Source organism: Bacteroides sp. AF39-11AC (genome assembly GCF_003474285.1).
Taxonomy (GTDB): Bacteria; Bacteroidota; Bacteroidia; order Bacteroidales; family Bacteroidaceae; genus Bacteroides.
In genome coordinates this window covers 37,586-53,317 of sequence record NZ_QROH01000006.1, presented here as the reverse complement: position 1 = coordinate 53,317, position 15,732 = coordinate 37,586, and the positions used below count along the sequence as shown (strand labels likewise).

15 protein-coding genes, 1 tRNA gene and 1 pseudogene are annotated in these 15,732 nt (G+C 42.0%); 9 read left to right on the top strand and 8 right to left on the bottom strand.

From position 1 onward, the window contains the following. Window positions 1-90 precede the first annotated feature (90 nt). The 5 genes from ffh (at window position 91) to DW036_RS13975 (ending at window position 4,272) form a co-directional block, all read left to right on the top strand. Complete coding sequence (ffh, locus tag DW036_RS13995) at window positions 91-1,410, top strand: signal recognition particle protein (RefSeq protein ID WP_118464939.1); 1,320 nt, start codon at window positions 91-93, stop codon at window positions 1,408-1,410. A gap of 154 nt (window positions 1,411-1,564) precedes the next feature. Then, on the top strand, window positions 1,565-2,446 hold the full coding sequence (gene folD, locus DW036_RS13990; protein WP_118464938.1) for a bifunctional methylenetetrahydrofolate dehydrogenase/methenyltetrahydrofolate cyclohydrolase FolD: 882 nt from the start codon (window positions 1,565-1,567) through the stop codon (window positions 2,444-2,446). Between the two features lie 93 nt (window positions 2,447-2,539). Continuing rightward, window positions 2,540-3,676: a CapA family protein gene (locus tag DW036_RS13985; protein ID WP_118465228.1), complete on the top strand. Its 1,137-nt coding sequence runs from the start codon at window positions 2,540-2,542 to the stop codon at window positions 3,674-3,676. Between the two features lie 91 nt (window positions 3,677-3,767). Beyond that, window positions 3,768-3,841, top strand: a tRNA-His gene (locus tag DW036_RS13980). A gap of 224 nt (window positions 3,842-4,065) precedes the next feature. Further along, window positions 4,066-4,272, top strand: coding sequence for a hypothetical protein (locus DW036_RS13975; RefSeq protein WP_233560445.1), 207 nt, complete (start codon window positions 4,066-4,068; stop codon window positions 4,270-4,272). Window positions 4,273-4,359: 87 nt separating this feature from the next. On the opposite strand, the pseudogene DW036_RS13970 reads toward DW036_RS13975, so the two are convergent. Beyond that, window positions 4,360-4,482: pseudogene (locus DW036_RS13970) on the bottom strand (transcriptional regulator); the annotation flags it as partial. Between the two features lie 10 nt (window positions 4,483-4,492). Next, window positions 4,493-4,789, bottom strand: a complete 297-nt coding sequence (locus DW036_RS13965) for a type II toxin-antitoxin system HigB family toxin (protein ID WP_118465227.1) — start codon at window positions 4,787-4,789, stop codon at window positions 4,493-4,495. A 324-nt stretch (window positions 4,790-5,113) separates the two neighbouring features. Between DW036_RS13965 and DW036_RS13960 the strand changes: the two genes are divergently transcribed. The 3 genes from DW036_RS13960 to DW036_RS13950 all read left to right on the top strand — a co-directional run bounded on the left by DW036_RS13960 (window position 5,114) and on the right by DW036_RS13950 (window position 7,715). Continuing rightward, window positions 5,114-5,410 (top strand): hypothetical protein, encoded by a 297-nt coding sequence (locus DW036_RS13960; RefSeq protein ID WP_233560444.1) that lies wholly within the window; start codon window positions 5,114-5,116, stop codon window positions 5,408-5,410. Window positions 5,411-5,507: 97 nt separating this feature from the next. After that, window positions 5,508-7,145: a B12-binding domain-containing radical SAM protein gene (locus DW036_RS13955; RefSeq protein WP_118464936.1), complete on the top strand. Its 1,638-nt coding sequence runs from the start codon at window positions 5,508-5,510 to the stop codon at window positions 7,143-7,145. A 12-nt stretch (window positions 7,146-7,157) separates the two neighbouring features. Continuing rightward, window positions 7,158-7,715 carry a pentapeptide repeat-containing protein gene (locus tag DW036_RS13950; RefSeq protein WP_118464935.1) on the top strand — a complete coding sequence of 186 codons (558 nt, stop codon included), beginning with the start codon at window positions 7,158-7,160 and terminating at the stop codon, window positions 7,713-7,715. On the opposite strand, the gene DW036_RS13945 is transcribed toward DW036_RS13950, so the two are convergent. The 4 genes from DW036_RS13945 to DW036_RS13930 all read right to left on the bottom strand — a co-directional run bounded on the left by DW036_RS13945 (window position 7,692) and on the right by DW036_RS13930 (window position 13,281). Next, window positions 7,692-8,999, bottom strand: coding sequence for a HAMP domain-containing sensor histidine kinase (locus DW036_RS13945; protein WP_118464934.1), 1,308 nt, complete (start codon window positions 8,997-8,999; stop codon window positions 7,692-7,694). The genes DW036_RS13950 and DW036_RS13945 overlap by 24 nt on opposite strands. Window positions 9,000-9,159: 160 nt before the next feature. Then, window positions 9,160-10,884, bottom strand: coding sequence for an AraC family transcriptional regulator (locus tag DW036_RS13940; RefSeq protein WP_118464933.1), 1,725 nt, complete (start codon window positions 10,882-10,884; stop codon window positions 9,160-9,162). Between the two features lie 10 nt (window positions 10,885-10,894). Beyond that, window positions 10,895-11,332, bottom strand: coding sequence for a Fur family transcriptional regulator (locus tag DW036_RS13935; RefSeq protein WP_118464932.1), 438 nt, complete (start codon window positions 11,330-11,332; stop codon window positions 10,895-10,897). Window positions 11,333-11,337: 5 nt separating this feature from the next. Beyond that, on the bottom strand, window positions 11,338-13,281 hold the full coding sequence (locus DW036_RS13930) for a heavy metal translocating P-type ATPase (RefSeq protein ID WP_118464931.1): 1,944 nt from the start codon (window positions 13,279-13,281) through the stop codon (window positions 11,338-11,340). 402 nt (window positions 13,282-13,683) lie between these two features. Between DW036_RS13930 and DW036_RS13925 the strand changes: the two genes are divergently transcribed. Continuing rightward, window positions 13,684-14,334, top strand: coding sequence for an NAD(P)-dependent oxidoreductase (locus tag DW036_RS13925; protein WP_118464930.1), 651 nt, complete (start codon window positions 13,684-13,686; stop codon window positions 14,332-14,334). Window positions 14,335-14,459: 125 nt separating this feature from the next. On the opposite strand, the gene DW036_RS13920 is transcribed toward DW036_RS13925, so the two are convergent. Next, window positions 14,460-15,110: a DUF1349 domain-containing protein gene (locus DW036_RS13920; protein ID WP_118465226.1), complete on the bottom strand. Its 651-nt coding sequence runs from the start codon at window positions 15,108-15,110 to the stop codon at window positions 14,460-14,462. Between the two features lie 24 nt (window positions 15,111-15,134). Then, on the bottom strand, window positions 15,135-15,725 hold the full coding sequence (locus tag DW036_RS13915) for a sugar O-acetyltransferase (RefSeq protein WP_118464929.1): 591 nt from the start codon (window positions 15,723-15,725) through the stop codon (window positions 15,135-15,137). Window positions 15,726-15,732: the final 7 nt, after the last annotated feature.

Here is a 15,732-nt window from a genome sequence, read left to right as displayed (position 1 = left end):
TGCCTCAAAAGAAGGTAGATACAGGGATTTTTTGTACTTTTGCGCCTCAATAAGAGTAATTTGTAATTTATAAATAGTAATTATATCATCATGTTCGATAATTTAAGCGAAAGACTGGAAAGGTCGTTTAAAATCCTGAAAGGTGAAGGAAAAATCACCGAAATCAATGTTGCGGAAACCCTGAAAGATGTACGCAAAGCACTGTTAGATGCCGACGTTAACTACAAAGTAGCCAAAACTTTTACAGATACGGTTAAGGAAAAGGCATTGGGACAAAACGTGTTGACAGCCGTAAAACCCAGCCAATTAATGGTGAAGATCGTGCACGATGAGCTGACCCAGTTGATGGGTGGCGAGACTGCAGAAATTGACCTGGAAGGAAAACCGGCTGTTATTTTAATGTCTGGTCTGCAAGGTTCCGGTAAGACAACTTTCTCCGGTAAGCTGGCACGAATGCTGAAAACAAAAAAGAACAAGAAACCGTTGTTGGTGGCTTGTGACGTATACCGCCCTGCCGCTATCGAACAGTTGCGCGTATTAGCAGAGCAAATTGGAGTTCCAATGTACTCTGAACCGGACAGCAAGAATCCGGTGAAGATTGCCGAAAACGCCATTCAAGAAGCTAAAGCGAAAGGATATGATGTAGTCATTGTCGATACAGCCGGACGTCTGGCAGTAGACGAAGAGATGATGAACGAGATTGCCGCTATTAAAAAAGCAATCAATCCGAACGAAATCCTGTTCGTAGTAGACTCCATGACTGGTCAGGATGCTGTTAATACGGCCAAAGAATTTAATGAACGTCTTGACTTTAATGGTGTGGTACTGACAAAATTAGATGGTGATACCCGCGGTGGTGCAGCTCTTTCTATCCGTTCGGTGGTGAACAAGCCGATTAAGTTTGTGGGTACAGGTGAAAAGTTGGATGCTATCGATCAGTTCCATCCCTCACGTATGTCAGATCGTATTCTTGGTATGGGTGACATCGTTTCATTGGTGGAACGTGCCCAGGAGCAGTACGATGAAGAAGAAGCAAAACGCCTGCAAAAGAAGATTGCCAAGAATCAGTTCGACTTCAACGACTTCCTAAGCCAGATTGCACAAATCAAAAAGATGGGTAACCTGAAAGATCTGGCTTCCATGATACCGGGTGTAGGTAAAGCTATCAAGGATATTGATATTGACGATAATGCGTTTAAGAGCATTGAGGCCATCATCTATTCGATGACTCCGGCAGAGCGCAGTAATCCGGCCATCCTGAACGGTTCGCGTCGTCAACGTATTGCCAAAGGTAGTGGTACGAATATTCAGGAAGTAAACCGCCTGTTGAAGCAATTTGACCAAACCCGCAAGATGATGAAGATGGTAACGGGTAGCAAGATGGGCAAAATGATGCCGAAGATGAAATAATAAAGATAAACTGCAAGCATACCAATCCCGCTAATTTCATATTTTAAATGAAGTCAGCGGGATTGTTGTTATATTCGGTTATTTACTCTATATTTGCGATACTCTTTTAGAACTCCAATGCAAGATAAATTATAATCAAAACAAAAATATTTATATGACATTAATTGATGGAAAGGCAATCTCTGAACAAGTAAAACAGGAGATTGCTGCAGAAGTAGCAGAAATAGTGGCAAAAGGTGGTAAACGCCCTCACCTTGCCGCAATTCTTGTAGGCCACGATGGTGGCAGCGAAACGTATGTTGCTGCCAAAGTGAAAGCATGCGAAGTTTGTGGATTCAAATCCAGCCTCATCCGTTATGAAGCGGATGTTACGGAAGAAGAGCTCCTTGCTAAAGTACGTGAATTAAATGAAGATGTAGATGTTGACGGATTTATTGTACAGCTCCCATTACCCAAGCATATCTCCGAGCAGAAAGTGATTGAAACTATCGATTATCGTAAAGATGTAGACGGATTTCATCCCATCAATGTAGGTCGCATGTCCATAGGATTGCCTTGCTATGTATCAGCAACTCCTAACGGCATTCTTGAACTACTGAAACGCTATCAAATAGAAACTTCCGGTAAGAAGTGTGTAGTATTGGGGCGTAGTAATATCGTCGGTAAACCAATGGCTGCACTAATGATGCAGAAAGCCTACCCGGGAGACGCCACTGTAACCGTATGCCACAGCCGTAGTAGAGATCTTGTAAAAGAGTGCCAGGAAGCCGATATCATCATCGCCGCATTGGGGCAACCCAACTTTGTGAAAGCTGAAATGGTAAAAGAAGGCGCCGTGGTTATCGACGTAGGTACTACACGTGTGCCGGATGCTACAAAAAAATCAGGCTTCAAACTTACTGGAGATGTCAAGTTTGATGAGGTTGCTCCGAAATGTTCATTTATCACTCCTGTGCCTGGCGGTGTAGGACCGATGACTATCGTTTCTTTGATGAAGAATACATTGCTGGCTGGCAAGAAAGCAATATATCAATAATAAAAATACCGAATACCGGAAGGAGACTATTGTGACCACTTGACTCCTTTCGGTATTTATCTTATCCAGTGGAAACCTAATCCACTCAAAGTCATGAGACAAACAATTCCTCTTGCATTACTTTTCTTCTTTATATCGTGTTGTAGCACAGCACAGGAACAAGTGGTGCCGGAATCCACTGACACAATCCCTCCTGCCAAAATCACTCTATTATTTGTAGGTGATCTGATGCAACACCAAGCCCAGCTTGACGCCGCACGTACAGATAAAGGGACTTATGACTACTCTCCCTGCTTCTCTCTCGTAAAAGAGCAAATCAGTGGGGCGGACATCGCTATCGGCAATTTAGAAGTACCTATCGGTGGAAAACCTTATAGTGGTTATCCGGCTTTCTGCGCACCTGATGAATATTTATATGCCATTAAAGAAGCCGGCTTCAACGTTCTATTAACAGCTAACAATCATTGTCTCGACCGCGGTAAAAAAGGTTTGGAACGTACAATCCTAATGTTAGATTCCTTACGTATCCCCTACACCGGAACTTATAGAAATGAAGAAGAACGCTGTCAACGATACCCATTACTCATTCACAAAAATGGTTTTCGAATTGCCCTTCTTAACTATACCTATGATACCAATGGAGTTAAACCATCCTTTCCCAACATAGTGAACTATATTGATAAGAAAATCATGTTACAAGATATCGATACAGCACGATCATGGCAACCTGATGTTATCATTGCCTGTATGCATTGGGGAAACGAATACCAATCGCTACCCAGTCGCGAACAGCAACAATTGGCTGATTGGTTATTGAAACAGGGCGTTACCCATATCATCGGTAGCCATCCTCATGTTATACAACCTATGGAACTACGCACTGATAGTATTACCGGAACACAACACGCTGTAGTATATTCCTTAGGGAATTTTATCTCCAACATGAGTAAGATAAATACTGACGGAGGACTCATTTTCACATTAGAATTAGAAAAAGACACCACAACATCTACCTCCCCACAAGTTCGAGTACAACGTTGCGAATATAATTTGGTATGGACAGCACGTCCCAATCTCACCAAAGAAAAAAATTATGTGCTTTATCCTATAGATTCCACATCTATTACAAAGCTCTCGGAAGCTGCACGTAACCATCTGAATATCTTCGTCAAAAACTCCCGAAAGCTCCTCCAACAGCGCAATGCAGGAATTAAGGAGAATAAAAAATAATGCAGATTTCAATAAAATATTTCGCCAAATATTTGCAGTATCAAAGATAATACCTATCTTTGCACCGCGTTTGAGAAATGACGCAAACATGGTGACTGTAGTTCAGTTGGTTAGAGCGTCAGATTGTGGTTCTGAATGTCGTGGGTTCGAGTCCCATCAGTCACCCAAAAGAAAGAGGAAATTCAGCAATGACTTTCCTCTTTTTTGTTGTATATCAGGATTTTGAGAGGATTAATCCGAAAAGATGTCGTAAAGAACCATATTACAAGTAACGTTTTAAACCTACAAGTAGATAGAGTTTGTTTACCCTAAGATTATGGCAACATTTAAAGCAATCATTAAAAAAGAAAAGATGCGTTCCTATAAGACCTGGGCACAATCAAGCAAAAATGATAGTAGAAATCCATCCTATTATCAAAGATTTAGTTAATAAATATAGAGGTAAAGATAGAGTATTCAACTTTTATGAGCGTTTTTCTTCTATGGCTGATTTAAACCGTGCTATCGACATTGGTTTAAAAGAAATCAGTAAAGAACTTGATATTGAAAACTTCAATTCTATGCGGCCAGGCACTCAATGGCAACAATCGCAATAAACAAAATTGGCATAAGTAAATACCTAGTGAATGACATGTTAAATCATGTAGATACCTCCATGAAAATAACAGAGCTTTATTATTTTAGTTAAAAACTGTAAGTTCCACCGCATTCTTATCGTTTGCAGGGGTATTATCATCAACCAATGGCAGAAGTTCCTCTACTCTTGCCAAAGCAAATTCATATTGTTCTTTACTAACTTTATTCATATCCTGTATCTTAAATGGTTGAACAATCTATTTTATCATATTCTTTATGGGTGCATACTTTCCGAATAAAAATACAGCCCATTGTAAACTTTACAATTACTATCAGTCGATAATTGTTACCTCTAATATTGAATACATAGTGCTGATTGCCTACATAATCAGCAGCAGGAAAATCTACTTTAATATCAGATAGGTTTTTCCATTCTACTTTTTCTGCTATATCATACCAACGTTCTAAGGCTATGCGTGAATCTTCATAGCCTTTCGTTTGGTAGAACTCTTTCAATTTCTTATTTAATAGTACAATAAAAACATGAAGCAATAAATTCAACTACTGATTCGCATAACTTGTTAAAAGCACTGCAAAGTTAGTATAAAATCAACCCTCCACATGCCCATGTTTCTGTAAAAAAGGCAAATTCCTGAAACCATAAAAAAGGCTTATTTGTTATTTTAACGTTCGGAATTATCAGGTGTGCCGCAAACAGTCTCTTTGTTTCAAAAAGTTGAAAGTAGATAATTCTACATTTATTTTTTGTTTGACGACACCTGATTTGCGAATATTATGACGGAGCATAAATCAACAGACTCCTGATATTAAAGACAACATGTATAACTAAAATAAATGATTATGGAAACAAACGAGAAATTAATTGCAGTCGTAGAAATCGGTGGTGACAAAGCAACTCAATTCTGGGCAAGAGCTGATGATTTGGCGCAAGCATACAATGAGAAATCAACGGATATAATCTATTCAGTAAAGAAACTTCCTGATTCTGATAACCTGTTTCACTTCTTCGCTACCTCCAAAGAAGAAATGACACAGGAAACCTTGTTGGAATGTAGCCGTGAGTTCCTGGATGAATTACTGACATTAGTTCCCAGCGAATGCGTCAGAATATCCGTAGTCGGACCTAAAGCAGGCTAAAAGAGTATAAGCAAAGGATTGGGCAGGCAGAAAAGAGGCAGATAAGAATACATTCATTATCTTTGCAACTGTTTTTGTAAACCCAATCCTATATAAAATGAAGTTACTCTGGCTCGACCTCAACAGCTCATACGCACATTCTTCCCTGGCACTTCCGGCACTGCAAGCCCAGATTGCCGATGATACTTCCATCGAATGGGATATCGTATCAGCCACTATCAATGAGAATGTAGGTCTGACCGTCAATGAAGTCTACCATCGCCAACCTGACATACTTGCCGCTACAACCTGGCTTTTCAACCATGAGCAATTGCTCCATATCCTTTCAAGAGTAAAAGCGCTCCTGCCACAATGCTGCATTGTATTAGGCGGTCCTGAGTATTTGGGAGACAATGAATACTTCCTGCATAAGAACCCTTATGTCAGCTGTGTATTCAGAGGAGAAGGAGAAGAAGTATTCCCGCAATGGCTCACATGCCGGAACGAACCGGAAAAGTGGAATACCATTCCCGGACTCTGTTACCTCGACTCCAACGGCCAGTACAGAGACAACGGAATAGCACGCGTACTGAAATTCTCAGATCTCATACCTCCCGAAAAAAGCCGCTTCTTTAATTGGAGCAAACCTTTCGTACAGCTGGAAACGACACGAGGCTGTTTCAACACCTGTGCATTCTGCGTCAGTGGAGGCGAAAAGCCTGTACGTACACTGTCCATAGAAGCTATCCGCGAACGCCTCCGGATCATTCATCAACATGGCATTAAAAACGTGCGTGTGCTCGACCGTACTTTCAATTACAATACCCACCGGGCAAAAGAATTGCTTGAACTGTTTCTTGAATATCACCCGGATATACGTTTCCACCTGGAAATACACCCTGCACTACTTTCCGAAGAACTGAAAGAAGAATTAAAACATTTGCCCAAAGGTCTGTTACACCTGGAAGCAGGTATACAAAGCCTGCGTGAACCTGTACTCGAAAAAAGCCGGAGAATGGGAAAGCTGACAGATGCACTGGAAGGCCTGAAATTCCTGTGTTCTCTACCCAATATGGAAACACATGCCGATTTAATTGCAGGACTTCCACTCTACCATCTTTCAGAAATATTCGAAGACATCCGTGTTTTGGCAGCATACGGTGCGGGAGAAATACAACTGGAATCTCTCAAATTACTTCCCGGCACGGAGATGCGAAGAAGAGCGGAAGAATTGGGTATCCAATATTCTCCACTTCCACCCTATGAAGTGCTTCAAACCCGCGAGATCAATGTAAGTGAATTGCAAACAGCCCGCCAACTCTCCCGCCTGCTGGATGGATTTTATAATACTCCGGCCTGGCAGTCCATCACCCGGAAACTCATTCTGAAAGAAGAAAAATTCCTGTATCGGTTTCTGGAACATCTGATACAAATAGGTTTGATAGACCAACCGATGAGTCTGGAAAAGCGAGGACTCATCTTGTATGAATTCTGCAAACACAACTATCCGGAGTATCAGTTAGAAGCCAGCATCGCTTGGATAGAGGCCGGTATGTCACTGAAAAAACTTCCGGCAGAGAAGGTTAAGACCAAACGGCAGGTTCCTCCGGAGAACTGGCAAGTACTGTATGGCCAATACAAGGATAATCTTCGCCTTTGCTTTCTGCCTGTCAATGAGGAAACCAATCAAGGTTATTGGTTCGGCTTCGAATCAGAAATACAGAAACCGGAACCCGTATTCAAAGCAATGAATTAATTGAAAAGATAAATGGAAGACAAGACCATAGAAAAAGTAGATTTCTCCATCGAAGAGCTGGAAACAAATTATTATGAATGTACATTTGACAAATGTAATTTTTCAGATAAATCAATCGGAAGAGTTATATTCGAAAAATGCACATTCAAGGAGTGCAACCTTTCATTAGTAAAAACCAGTAATACCTCTTGGCTTGATGTCCTGTTCACCGATTGCAAAATGACAGGCATCAACTTCAGTCTTAGCAACCGCTTCGGTTTGTCCGTGGAATTCCATAATTGTCTGCTGTCTTATGCACTGTTCACCGAGATGAAACTCAAAGGAACCCGTTTCACAGGGTGCGACTTGCAAAACGCAGACTTCATGGAAACCGACCTTTCCAATGCAGTATTTAAAGAATGTGATCTCTGTTACGCATCTTTTCATCACACCAACCTGGAAAAAGCAGATTTCACTACTGCACGCAATTATGCCTTGAATCCCGCTGCCAACCGTCTGAAAAAAGCGAAATTCTCCCGCTATGGATTGGAAGGATTGCTCACAGGATTAGGAATAGAAGTTGTCGATTGACGTTTCCTTGTGCAACTTTGGAACAGGTGCAGTACCACAAGGCAATGTAACCCAAACAGTTGTACCCACTCCTTCTTCCGAAGTCAACCCAATAGATCCACCCATACAATCCACAAGGGATTTACAGATAGGCAACCCTAACCCGACTCCTTGTGTAAAAGCGTCCACTTTTTCAAAACGTTCAAAAACAATAGACAATTTTTCTTGCGGAATACCACACCCCGTATCCGTTACTTTAATCTTAATACCTTGCTCCGCAATGCCATAAGTAATATCAATATACCCTTCCTGCGTATGCTTCAAAGCATTGGATAAGAAGTTATTTAATATCTGTTTCACACGTTTTGCATCCAATTCAACCATATAATCCTGCCCTGTATTATGAATACGAATATCCAGTCTTCCGGCCGTTTTCACCCGATATTCAGTAGCACTTTCCATTATCAGGTCGGACAGACAGAACCATGTGGGATGCAGATCTATATACCCCGCCTCTATTTTCGAAATATCAAGAATATCATCCACTATTTTCAGTAGAAGCGCATTGTTGTGGTTGATCAGATTACAAAGCTCTTTCTTTTCCGCTATATCTTCCGTATCTGCCAATATGCCGGAGAAACCAACAATGGCATTTAAAGGAGTACGAATCTCATGACTCATATTTGCCAGAAAGGCCGTCTTCAACCGGTTGGCCTCCTCTGCTTTGTCTTTCGCATCCCGCAAATCATTTTCCAGTTTTTTCCTCTCGCCAATGATCTGGGTACCTCCGATCAGCACAGCAGGTTTTCCATTCTCATCATATTCATATACGGCACCATAGATATTCCTCCATGATAAAGTATTATCTTCATTCTGGTATAAGAATTCTTCATCGATAAGCTTGGCAGAGTCTTTCTCCAATCCATCTATCATTTCATATATCCTCTTTCTGTATTCCGGTAATATATGCGACAGGTGCTCATCTGCGTTCACGACTGTAACTTCCTGCTCATCTTTCTCCAAATCCCCACCCCAGATAATTTCTTTACGTTTCAAATCCCATTTCCACAGTTTCAGCTTAATGGCTTTCACCAGCAAACGCTGTTGAAGGTTCTGCTGTTTCAACTGCTGTTGCTTTTGCTCCAATTCTTGCATCAAGAGATTATAGGGCTTCATCAGCTCCTGCTTACCATCAATACCGGAGAGACGGTTGCGAATCTTATTATATTTTTGAAAATAATAGACTGCCGCTATCAGTGAAACAATGAAAGCAAACAGAGTTATTAAATGTAAAATATACATCATAATTCAAGTTATCTTCATGAGGGTGAATGTGTCAAAATAAAGATTAGAGTTACAAAGGAACTCAATTCTCAGAAAATACCTTGAAATATATTTTATATAGTTATTAAAGATAGTATCAAAAGTTATTAAGAAAAGTATTATATACCTAACACACAACACTTTAAGTATTAATATCATTTTGGGCATTCTTAAACTCCATAGGAGTCATTCCCGTTCTTCCCTTAAACAACTGATGAAACGTAGGCATGCTGCTGATACCCGATGACTCCGCTATAGCACGCAAAGTATAATCGGGGTGTTCTTTCATTAAATATATCGCATAATCCAGGCGCAGGTTATTGATATATCCACTCAGGTTAGTGTCCGTATTCTCCTTTATCATCTTGGCAAAACGAGTGTTATTCATGCGAACAATTCGGGTCAACTCCTCCCTCGACAAGTTGGGAGAAAGATACATTTTATCCCGTTTTATGATGTAATCCAACTTCTCGAAAATCATCTTATTCATCTGCTTATCCTGCTCTTCGTTAGCACCGGACTCATCTTCCACCTTTTCGGGAAAAGAAAGATCTTTCGCTATGCCCGACTGTGAGCGGTCCATTTCCTCCTGCATGGAGAATTGCTCATTGATACGTTTTACCAATGCTTTGTTCTTGTTTCTGATTACACGGTTTTGCTGCCAAAGTCTCCACAAAAAGAATAGCGCCAGCAATGTACCACTCAGAATGCATATCAGCGTAATGTTACGTATCTTCAACTGAAACGCCTGTTCTGAAATACGTGCTTCTTTCTCATTCAGCTCGTAGAGCGTATCCAGTTCCAGTGCAGCATTCTGTTTTTCCCGCTGATAAATGCTATCTTTTATTGCAGCGATAACCCTTTGAAGATCTATAACCGTTTTATAGTTCTCTAATTTTGTATTAGCCAGTATTTCCAGATTCAGGATAGTGAGATACTGGTTGTTCAATGTATCCTGCTGTCGCATCACTTCCTTAAAATCACGACAATTGTCCAATACGGCCTGGCATTCTCCCAAAAGTAATAAATAAGGAGTGGCATCAAATTTACCATCAGGAGTAGAAGAAGCATTTGTCGACTGATATTTCTTATAATAAGCAGCCGCACGCTCCCGGTCTCCCGTTAATTGGAAAAGATAGGCCAATTTGGAGTATATATACGTAAATTGCAGATCCAGTAGATCCGCACGGATTTCCGGTTGTTTACTCATCTTGTCAAGCAGCTTTTCACGTTGCAGACCTATTTCTAAGGCATCGTTTGATCGCTTGTCAGCAATCAGATATCCCATCTTCACTCCATAAAAATAAGAAAGCATTACCTCGTGATCTTCATTTTTAGAGTCATCAAGCAAACCAATAGCCTGATCAAAAAACTGATACCCCTCTTCTTTGAAAGACAGCATTCTTTTGTTCTCTCCCATGCAAAACAGCAACTTACATTCAGACTGTATATCTTTAAGTTCGCGCGCCAGTTCCATACCCTGTACAGCATAGCGCATGCTTTCCTTATATTCACTTAGCAGATGAGACAATTCGGCCATAGCCACCGTCATCGTCAACAGATGCGAAGGAGCATTGTGAGAAAGAGAATCGTGAACATAAGCCCTGCGGGCATAATGAAAAGCAGATTTATTTCTATACATATTACGATAAACCACGCTGCGCAGTTCATCAACGACATTCAAAGGCATTGCACCATTTGCTTCGGCTTCGTCCAGCAATTGCAAGACCCGGTCGGGTTGGGTCATGTAATTCTTCATCATATACTCTTTGGTATATTGTTCCGGCACACGCTTGTCTTCGCCTGCGCAGACAGGCAAAGACAAGAATCCTAATAAAAGGAAGCATAAGTAATAGAAATATCCCATCACATCTTTATTATTCTTCTGTGTCTATTTTCTGATGAACTGCACAATCTGCGCAAATGCCCTTGATAACGTAATTTATTCCAGTCTGCATAAACCCTTCCGGAAGGTTGACCGTTGGGGCATGCACACTTCGGATGCAATACGTCTTGTGGCACTGCTCACAATAAAAATGCATGTGTTGGTCTTCCACCGTACACATACAGCAATCTTCGCAAACCGCATATTTCAGCGAACCGCTTCCGTCATCCACTCCATGTATCAGATGATGGGAAAGGAACAGGGTCAATGTCCTGAAAATGGTAGATTTATCAACCGTATCAAGTTTCTCTTCCAGGTCGGTGACGGACACAGCCCGCTTCATCTCCATCATAGTACGGAGAATCAGCAGACGCATGGCCGTAGGCTTTATATCCCGCAGGGACAATTTATGCAAATATATTTCTTCCATATTTCTTAAAACTTCTTTCTCAATATACGGACTGAATTCAGCACCACCAACAAAGCTACGCCGACGTCAGCAAACACTGCCGCCCAAAGGGTGGCAAATCCGCAGGCACCCGCCAGCAACACCAACACCTTCACCGTAATAGCACCTACTATATTTTGCATCACTATCCGTCGCGTTGCCCGCCCTATAGAGATGGCGGTTGCAACTTTGGATGGCTGATCAGTCTGAATAACGACATCCGCGCTTTCGATGGCAGCGTCCGAGCCTAACCCTCCCATGGCAATGCCCACATCACTGAGAGCCAACACAGGGGCATCGTTCATGCCATCTCCGACAAATGCGACAGACATACCCGGAACAGAATTGAGTTGTTCCAAATGAACGGCCTTATCTTCCGGCAATAAGTCGCCGTAGGCTTTGTCAATTCCCAATTCCTTTGCAAAGATATTAACAATCTCTTGTTTATCCCCGGATAACATTTGAATATTATCTATTTTTAAAGCCTTTAATTTTTTAATAGCATCTACCGCATCCTCTTTCAGAGTGTCTGAAAGTAGCAGTTGTCCGGCATACTTCCCATCCACGGCACAGACCACTACCGTAGCTATACAATCCGCAAGTTCTCCGGGTACAGCTATCTGACGGTCGATCAGTAAACGGATATTACCGACCAATACCTGATGGTGTTCCACCTCAGCTTCCAGACCATATCCGGCCAATTCGTTCAGAGAGGTCACAACCGCAGGTTTCACACCACGTCCGGCAGCATAGTGCACAATGGCTTGTGCCACAGGATGGGTACTCTTCTTTTCTACAGATGCCACTAAACTCAGTAATTCATCTTCGGGGATATCTGTTGCCTGTATGGATGTCACACGGAAACTACCGGTAGTCAACGTACCTGTTTTATCGAATACAACTGCATTGATACGGGTTATGGCATCCAGATAATTACTTCCTTTAAACAAGATACCTGTACGCGAAGCCGCTCCTATTCCGCCAAAATAACCCAATGGGATGCTGATAACCAATGCACAAGGGCAGGATATTACCAGAAATACCAATCCCCGATAGAGCCAGTCATTGAACACATAGTCAAATCCCGGATGCACAGCCGCAACAAGTGCAGGAAGGGCAACGATAAGAAAAGCCAACAGTACTACAATCGGTGTATAAATACGGGCGAACTTCCGGATAAAAAGTTCCGCCGGTGCTTTCCGTTCCGCCGCATCCTGAACTAAAGTAAGAATACGTGCCAGAGTGCTATGGTCATAAGGCTTCGTCACTTGTATGCTCACTGCCTGTCCGCTGACAATCATACCGGCAAGTACCTCGCCTCCTTCGGAGACATTGCGCGGCATACTCTCCCCCGTCAGTGCCGAAGTATCGAAGACGGCATAAGGATTTTGCAGGCTACCATCCAAGGGAACGCGTTCGCCGGGCTTCACTTCGATCACTTCTCCTACATTTACCTCACGGGGGGAAACGGTAGTCAGTCCCCCCATTCGGTATACGTCTACCTGTTCGGGACGTACATCCAGCAAATCTTTGATATTACGGGATGCCTGGTTCACAGCCTTATCCTGCAACATCTCTCCAATGGAATAGAGCAGCATTACTGCCAGTGCTTCAGGATATTCTCCGATATAGAAGGCTCCAAGGGAAGCCAATGCCATCAGCGAAAACTCGTTGAACCAGTCTTTTTGCAAAATACTCTCCCAGGCTTCGCGCATCACGGGCAGTCCGACAGGCAGGAAGCCTATAAGAAACCAAAGAAGCTCGACAACCGGATTAGCGAACCACGTCCATTCCTTATGCTGGAAGATAATACCCAGCAGAAGGAAGACACCGGACAACACCGGAGCCCACCACTTCCGAATGAGAGATTTCTCTTTTTCTTTGCTCTGCGAATGAGTATGTGAACAACAACACTGACATGTACTTTCCATAATCTTCTTACTTTTTTATTTGGTACAAAGGTAAGGAACAGGAAATGCAACCGGGTTGCAAAGAACCTATTGACAACTTATTATAAATTATTTCTGTAATTGCGTAGAATTAAAATCCTATCCGCAAGAAACTAATTCTGTTTATGCACATTATTATTCTTACAACATATATTATATTTTATTACAACAGTTGTGTTTCTTTCTTACAACAACTATTGTAAGAAAGAAACACAACTGTTGTAAGATTAGATTTTAGAATTTTGAAGAATAGTTTCTTGCATCCCGAAGATTAAGCTGATTGACAAGAGGACAAGTTATTAAACATTCTCAAAAAGAGCAACCACCGTCAAACTTTTATTGTAGATAAACAGTTTAATATAGAAATATAAATAACGAACCATTATGAAAGATGTAGTACTAATAGGAGCCAGCGGTTTTGTAGGAACCGCTATCCTCAATGAATTACTGAACAGAGGCCACAAAGTAACTGCCATCGTACGCGACGCGGCTAAGGTGACTGTCAGCAATCCGAACCTGAAAGTCGTTCAGGCAGATGTGACCGATGCCGATGTTCTGATTGAAACCTGTAAAGGAAAAGACGCCGTCATCAGTGCTTATAACCCCGGCTGGAAGAACCCCAATATTTACGAAGAAACGCTGAAGAACTATCCGCTGATAGTGGATAGTGTGAAGAAAGCCGGCGTTGAGCGTCTGCTTATCGTGGGTGGTGCCGGAACCCTGTTCTACGCTCCCGGAAAGATGGTGATGGATGCTGACGATGTTCCAGCCCAACTGTTGCCCGGAATCAAATCCCTCGGAGAATTCTATCTGAATACACTTCGCAAGGAAAAAGATATTGACTGGATATTCCTCTCTCCTGCCGCCAACATGACACCGGGAAAACGTACCGGAAAGTTCCGTTTCGGAAAAGACGACTTAGTGGTAGATGCAAATGGAGACAGCAATATCTCCGTTGAAGACTATGCCGTGGCAATGGTAGACGAGCTGGAACAGAAGAAGCACCACAAGGAGCGCTTCACAATAGGATATTAAACAAGGCTATTTCAGAAAATAAATTCTTTAAATTTCAAAACAGAATAAATGCCGGCAAATAAAGAATCACTCTTCTTTTTTGCCGGCATTTGTCTTTTTACCAAACTTAATTGAACCAACCCTATTTATTCTGCATTCCTTTTCAGCCATTCCAACCTGCGCATATCAGGCAGGTGCTTTACCTTGAAGTTCTCAAACTTAACATTAAACCCGCCTCCGTCGGGACAGGCAGCCATGAATCCAACCTTCACTGGAATATTATCCTGCAACCATGCATTCCGCATCATCGTATAAGTCTTGTCATCAAACGAATAGAAGATTTCAACAGCATCCAGCCTGCGGACAGCTTTAATCCAAATATAAGGAACGGGCTTATCCAACGTGATTACGCTCCAGTCACTGGTCTTGTGAGTCACCACTGTACTCAGATTGAATTTTCCGTCTACAAACTCAATACCTGCTTTGATGTAGTTTTCATGATCGATGCGCAACATCAGTCCCGCCTGGTCAAAGCGTGCCTTATAATCGCCCGTCACTTTCACTTTAACTTCGAATTCACCGCCATACGTTGCATAATAGAAAGGGGCGTCATCCACAGTAAAGCCATAATGAGAGATACGCCAGTAATCACTCTGCGGAGTGACAAACATTGAAAGACTTTTATCCTTTATTTCCCACTGTTCAGGTTCGTTGAACCACTGCATTTTTTCCAACGTCTGTGCAAAAGAGGCTTCCACCCCAATCATCATCAACAGACTAAAAAGTAACTTTTTCATTTCCCGTGTCATTTTAATGAATTATTATTCTGATATATATTTAGCCCTGTCCGCTTCGGTAATCGTACGTAGCACACGGCAAGGATTACCGACAGCCAGTACATTGGCAGGAATACTTTTTGTGACCACACTTCCGGCACCAATAATCGTATTATCACCAATCGTCACTCCCGGCAACACACAGACCTGGGCACCAATCCACACATTATTTCCGATAGTGATAGGATAAGCATATTCAAGTCCCTGGATTCTCTGCTCCGCATCCAAGGCATGTCCGGCAGTATAGAAACCACAATTCGGAGCCACAAAAACATTATCGCCAAATGTAACTTTGGCTCCATCCAGAATAACGCAATTCACGTTCGAATAGAAGTTCTCCCCTATTTCTATATTATATCCGTAATCACAATAAAACGGTTGTTCTATCAAGAAGGATTTCCCGGTCTTGCCGAACAACCGGCGGATAATGCTCTCGCGTTCTTTCTTTTGTGAAGGGCGCAGACTATTCAGTTCATAACATACTTCTTTGCAAACTTCCCTCTCCGATACAAGCTCCATATCATTATTGGCATCATACAATTTCCCGGCTTTCGCTTTTGCTTTTTCACTCTCCATAATTTAT

Bases quoted from the DNA above. Each gene is read 5' to 3' on its own strand.
- ffh (WP_118464939.1), top strand. From the start codon at position 91: ATGTTCGATAATTTAAGCGAAAGACTGGAAAGGTCGTTTAAAATCCTG.
- folD (WP_118464938.1), top strand. From the start codon at position 1,565: ATGACATTAATTGATGGAAAGGCAATCTCTGAACAAGTAAAACAGGAG.
- DW036_RS13985 (WP_118465228.1), top strand. From the start codon at position 2,540: ATGAGACAAACAATTCCTCTTGCATTACTTTTCTTCTTTATATCGTGT.
- DW036_RS13975 (WP_233560445.1), top strand. From the start codon at position 4,066: ATGATAGTAGAAATCCATCCTATTATCAAAGATTTAGTTAATAAATAT.
- DW036_RS13960 (WP_233560444.1), top strand. From the start codon at position 5,114: ATGGAAACAAACGAGAAATTAATTGCAGTCGTAGAAATCGGTGGTGAC.
- DW036_RS13955 (WP_118464936.1), top strand. From the start codon at position 5,508: ATGAAGTTACTCTGGCTCGACCTCAACAGCTCATACGCACATTCTTCC.
- DW036_RS13950 (WP_118464935.1), top strand. From the start codon at position 7,158: ATGGAAGACAAGACCATAGAAAAAGTAGATTTCTCCATCGAAGAGCTG.
- DW036_RS13945 (WP_118464934.1), bottom strand. From the start codon at position 8,999: ATGATGTATATTTTACATTTAATAACTCTGTTTGCTTTCATTGTTTCA.
- DW036_RS13940 (WP_118464933.1), bottom strand. From the start codon at position 10,884: ATGGGATATTTCTATTACTTATGCTTCCTTTTATTAGGATTCTTGTCT.
- DW036_RS13935 (WP_118464932.1), bottom strand. From the start codon at position 11,332: ATGGAAGAAATATATTTGCATAAATTGTCCCTGCGGGATATAAAGCCT.
- DW036_RS13930 (WP_118464931.1), bottom strand. From the start codon at position 13,281: ATGGAAAGTACATGTCAGTGTTGTTGTTCACATACTCATTCGCAGAGC.
- DW036_RS13925 (WP_118464930.1), top strand. From the start codon at position 13,684: ATGAAAGATGTAGTACTAATAGGAGCCAGCGGTTTTGTAGGAACCGCT.
- DW036_RS13920 (WP_118465226.1), bottom strand. From the start codon at position 15,110: ATGAAAAAGTTACTTTTTAGTCTGTTGATGATGATTGGGGTGGAAGCC.
- DW036_RS13915 (WP_118464929.1), bottom strand. From the start codon at position 15,725: ATGGAGAGTGAAAAAGCAAAAGCGAAAGCCGGGAAATTGTATGATGCC.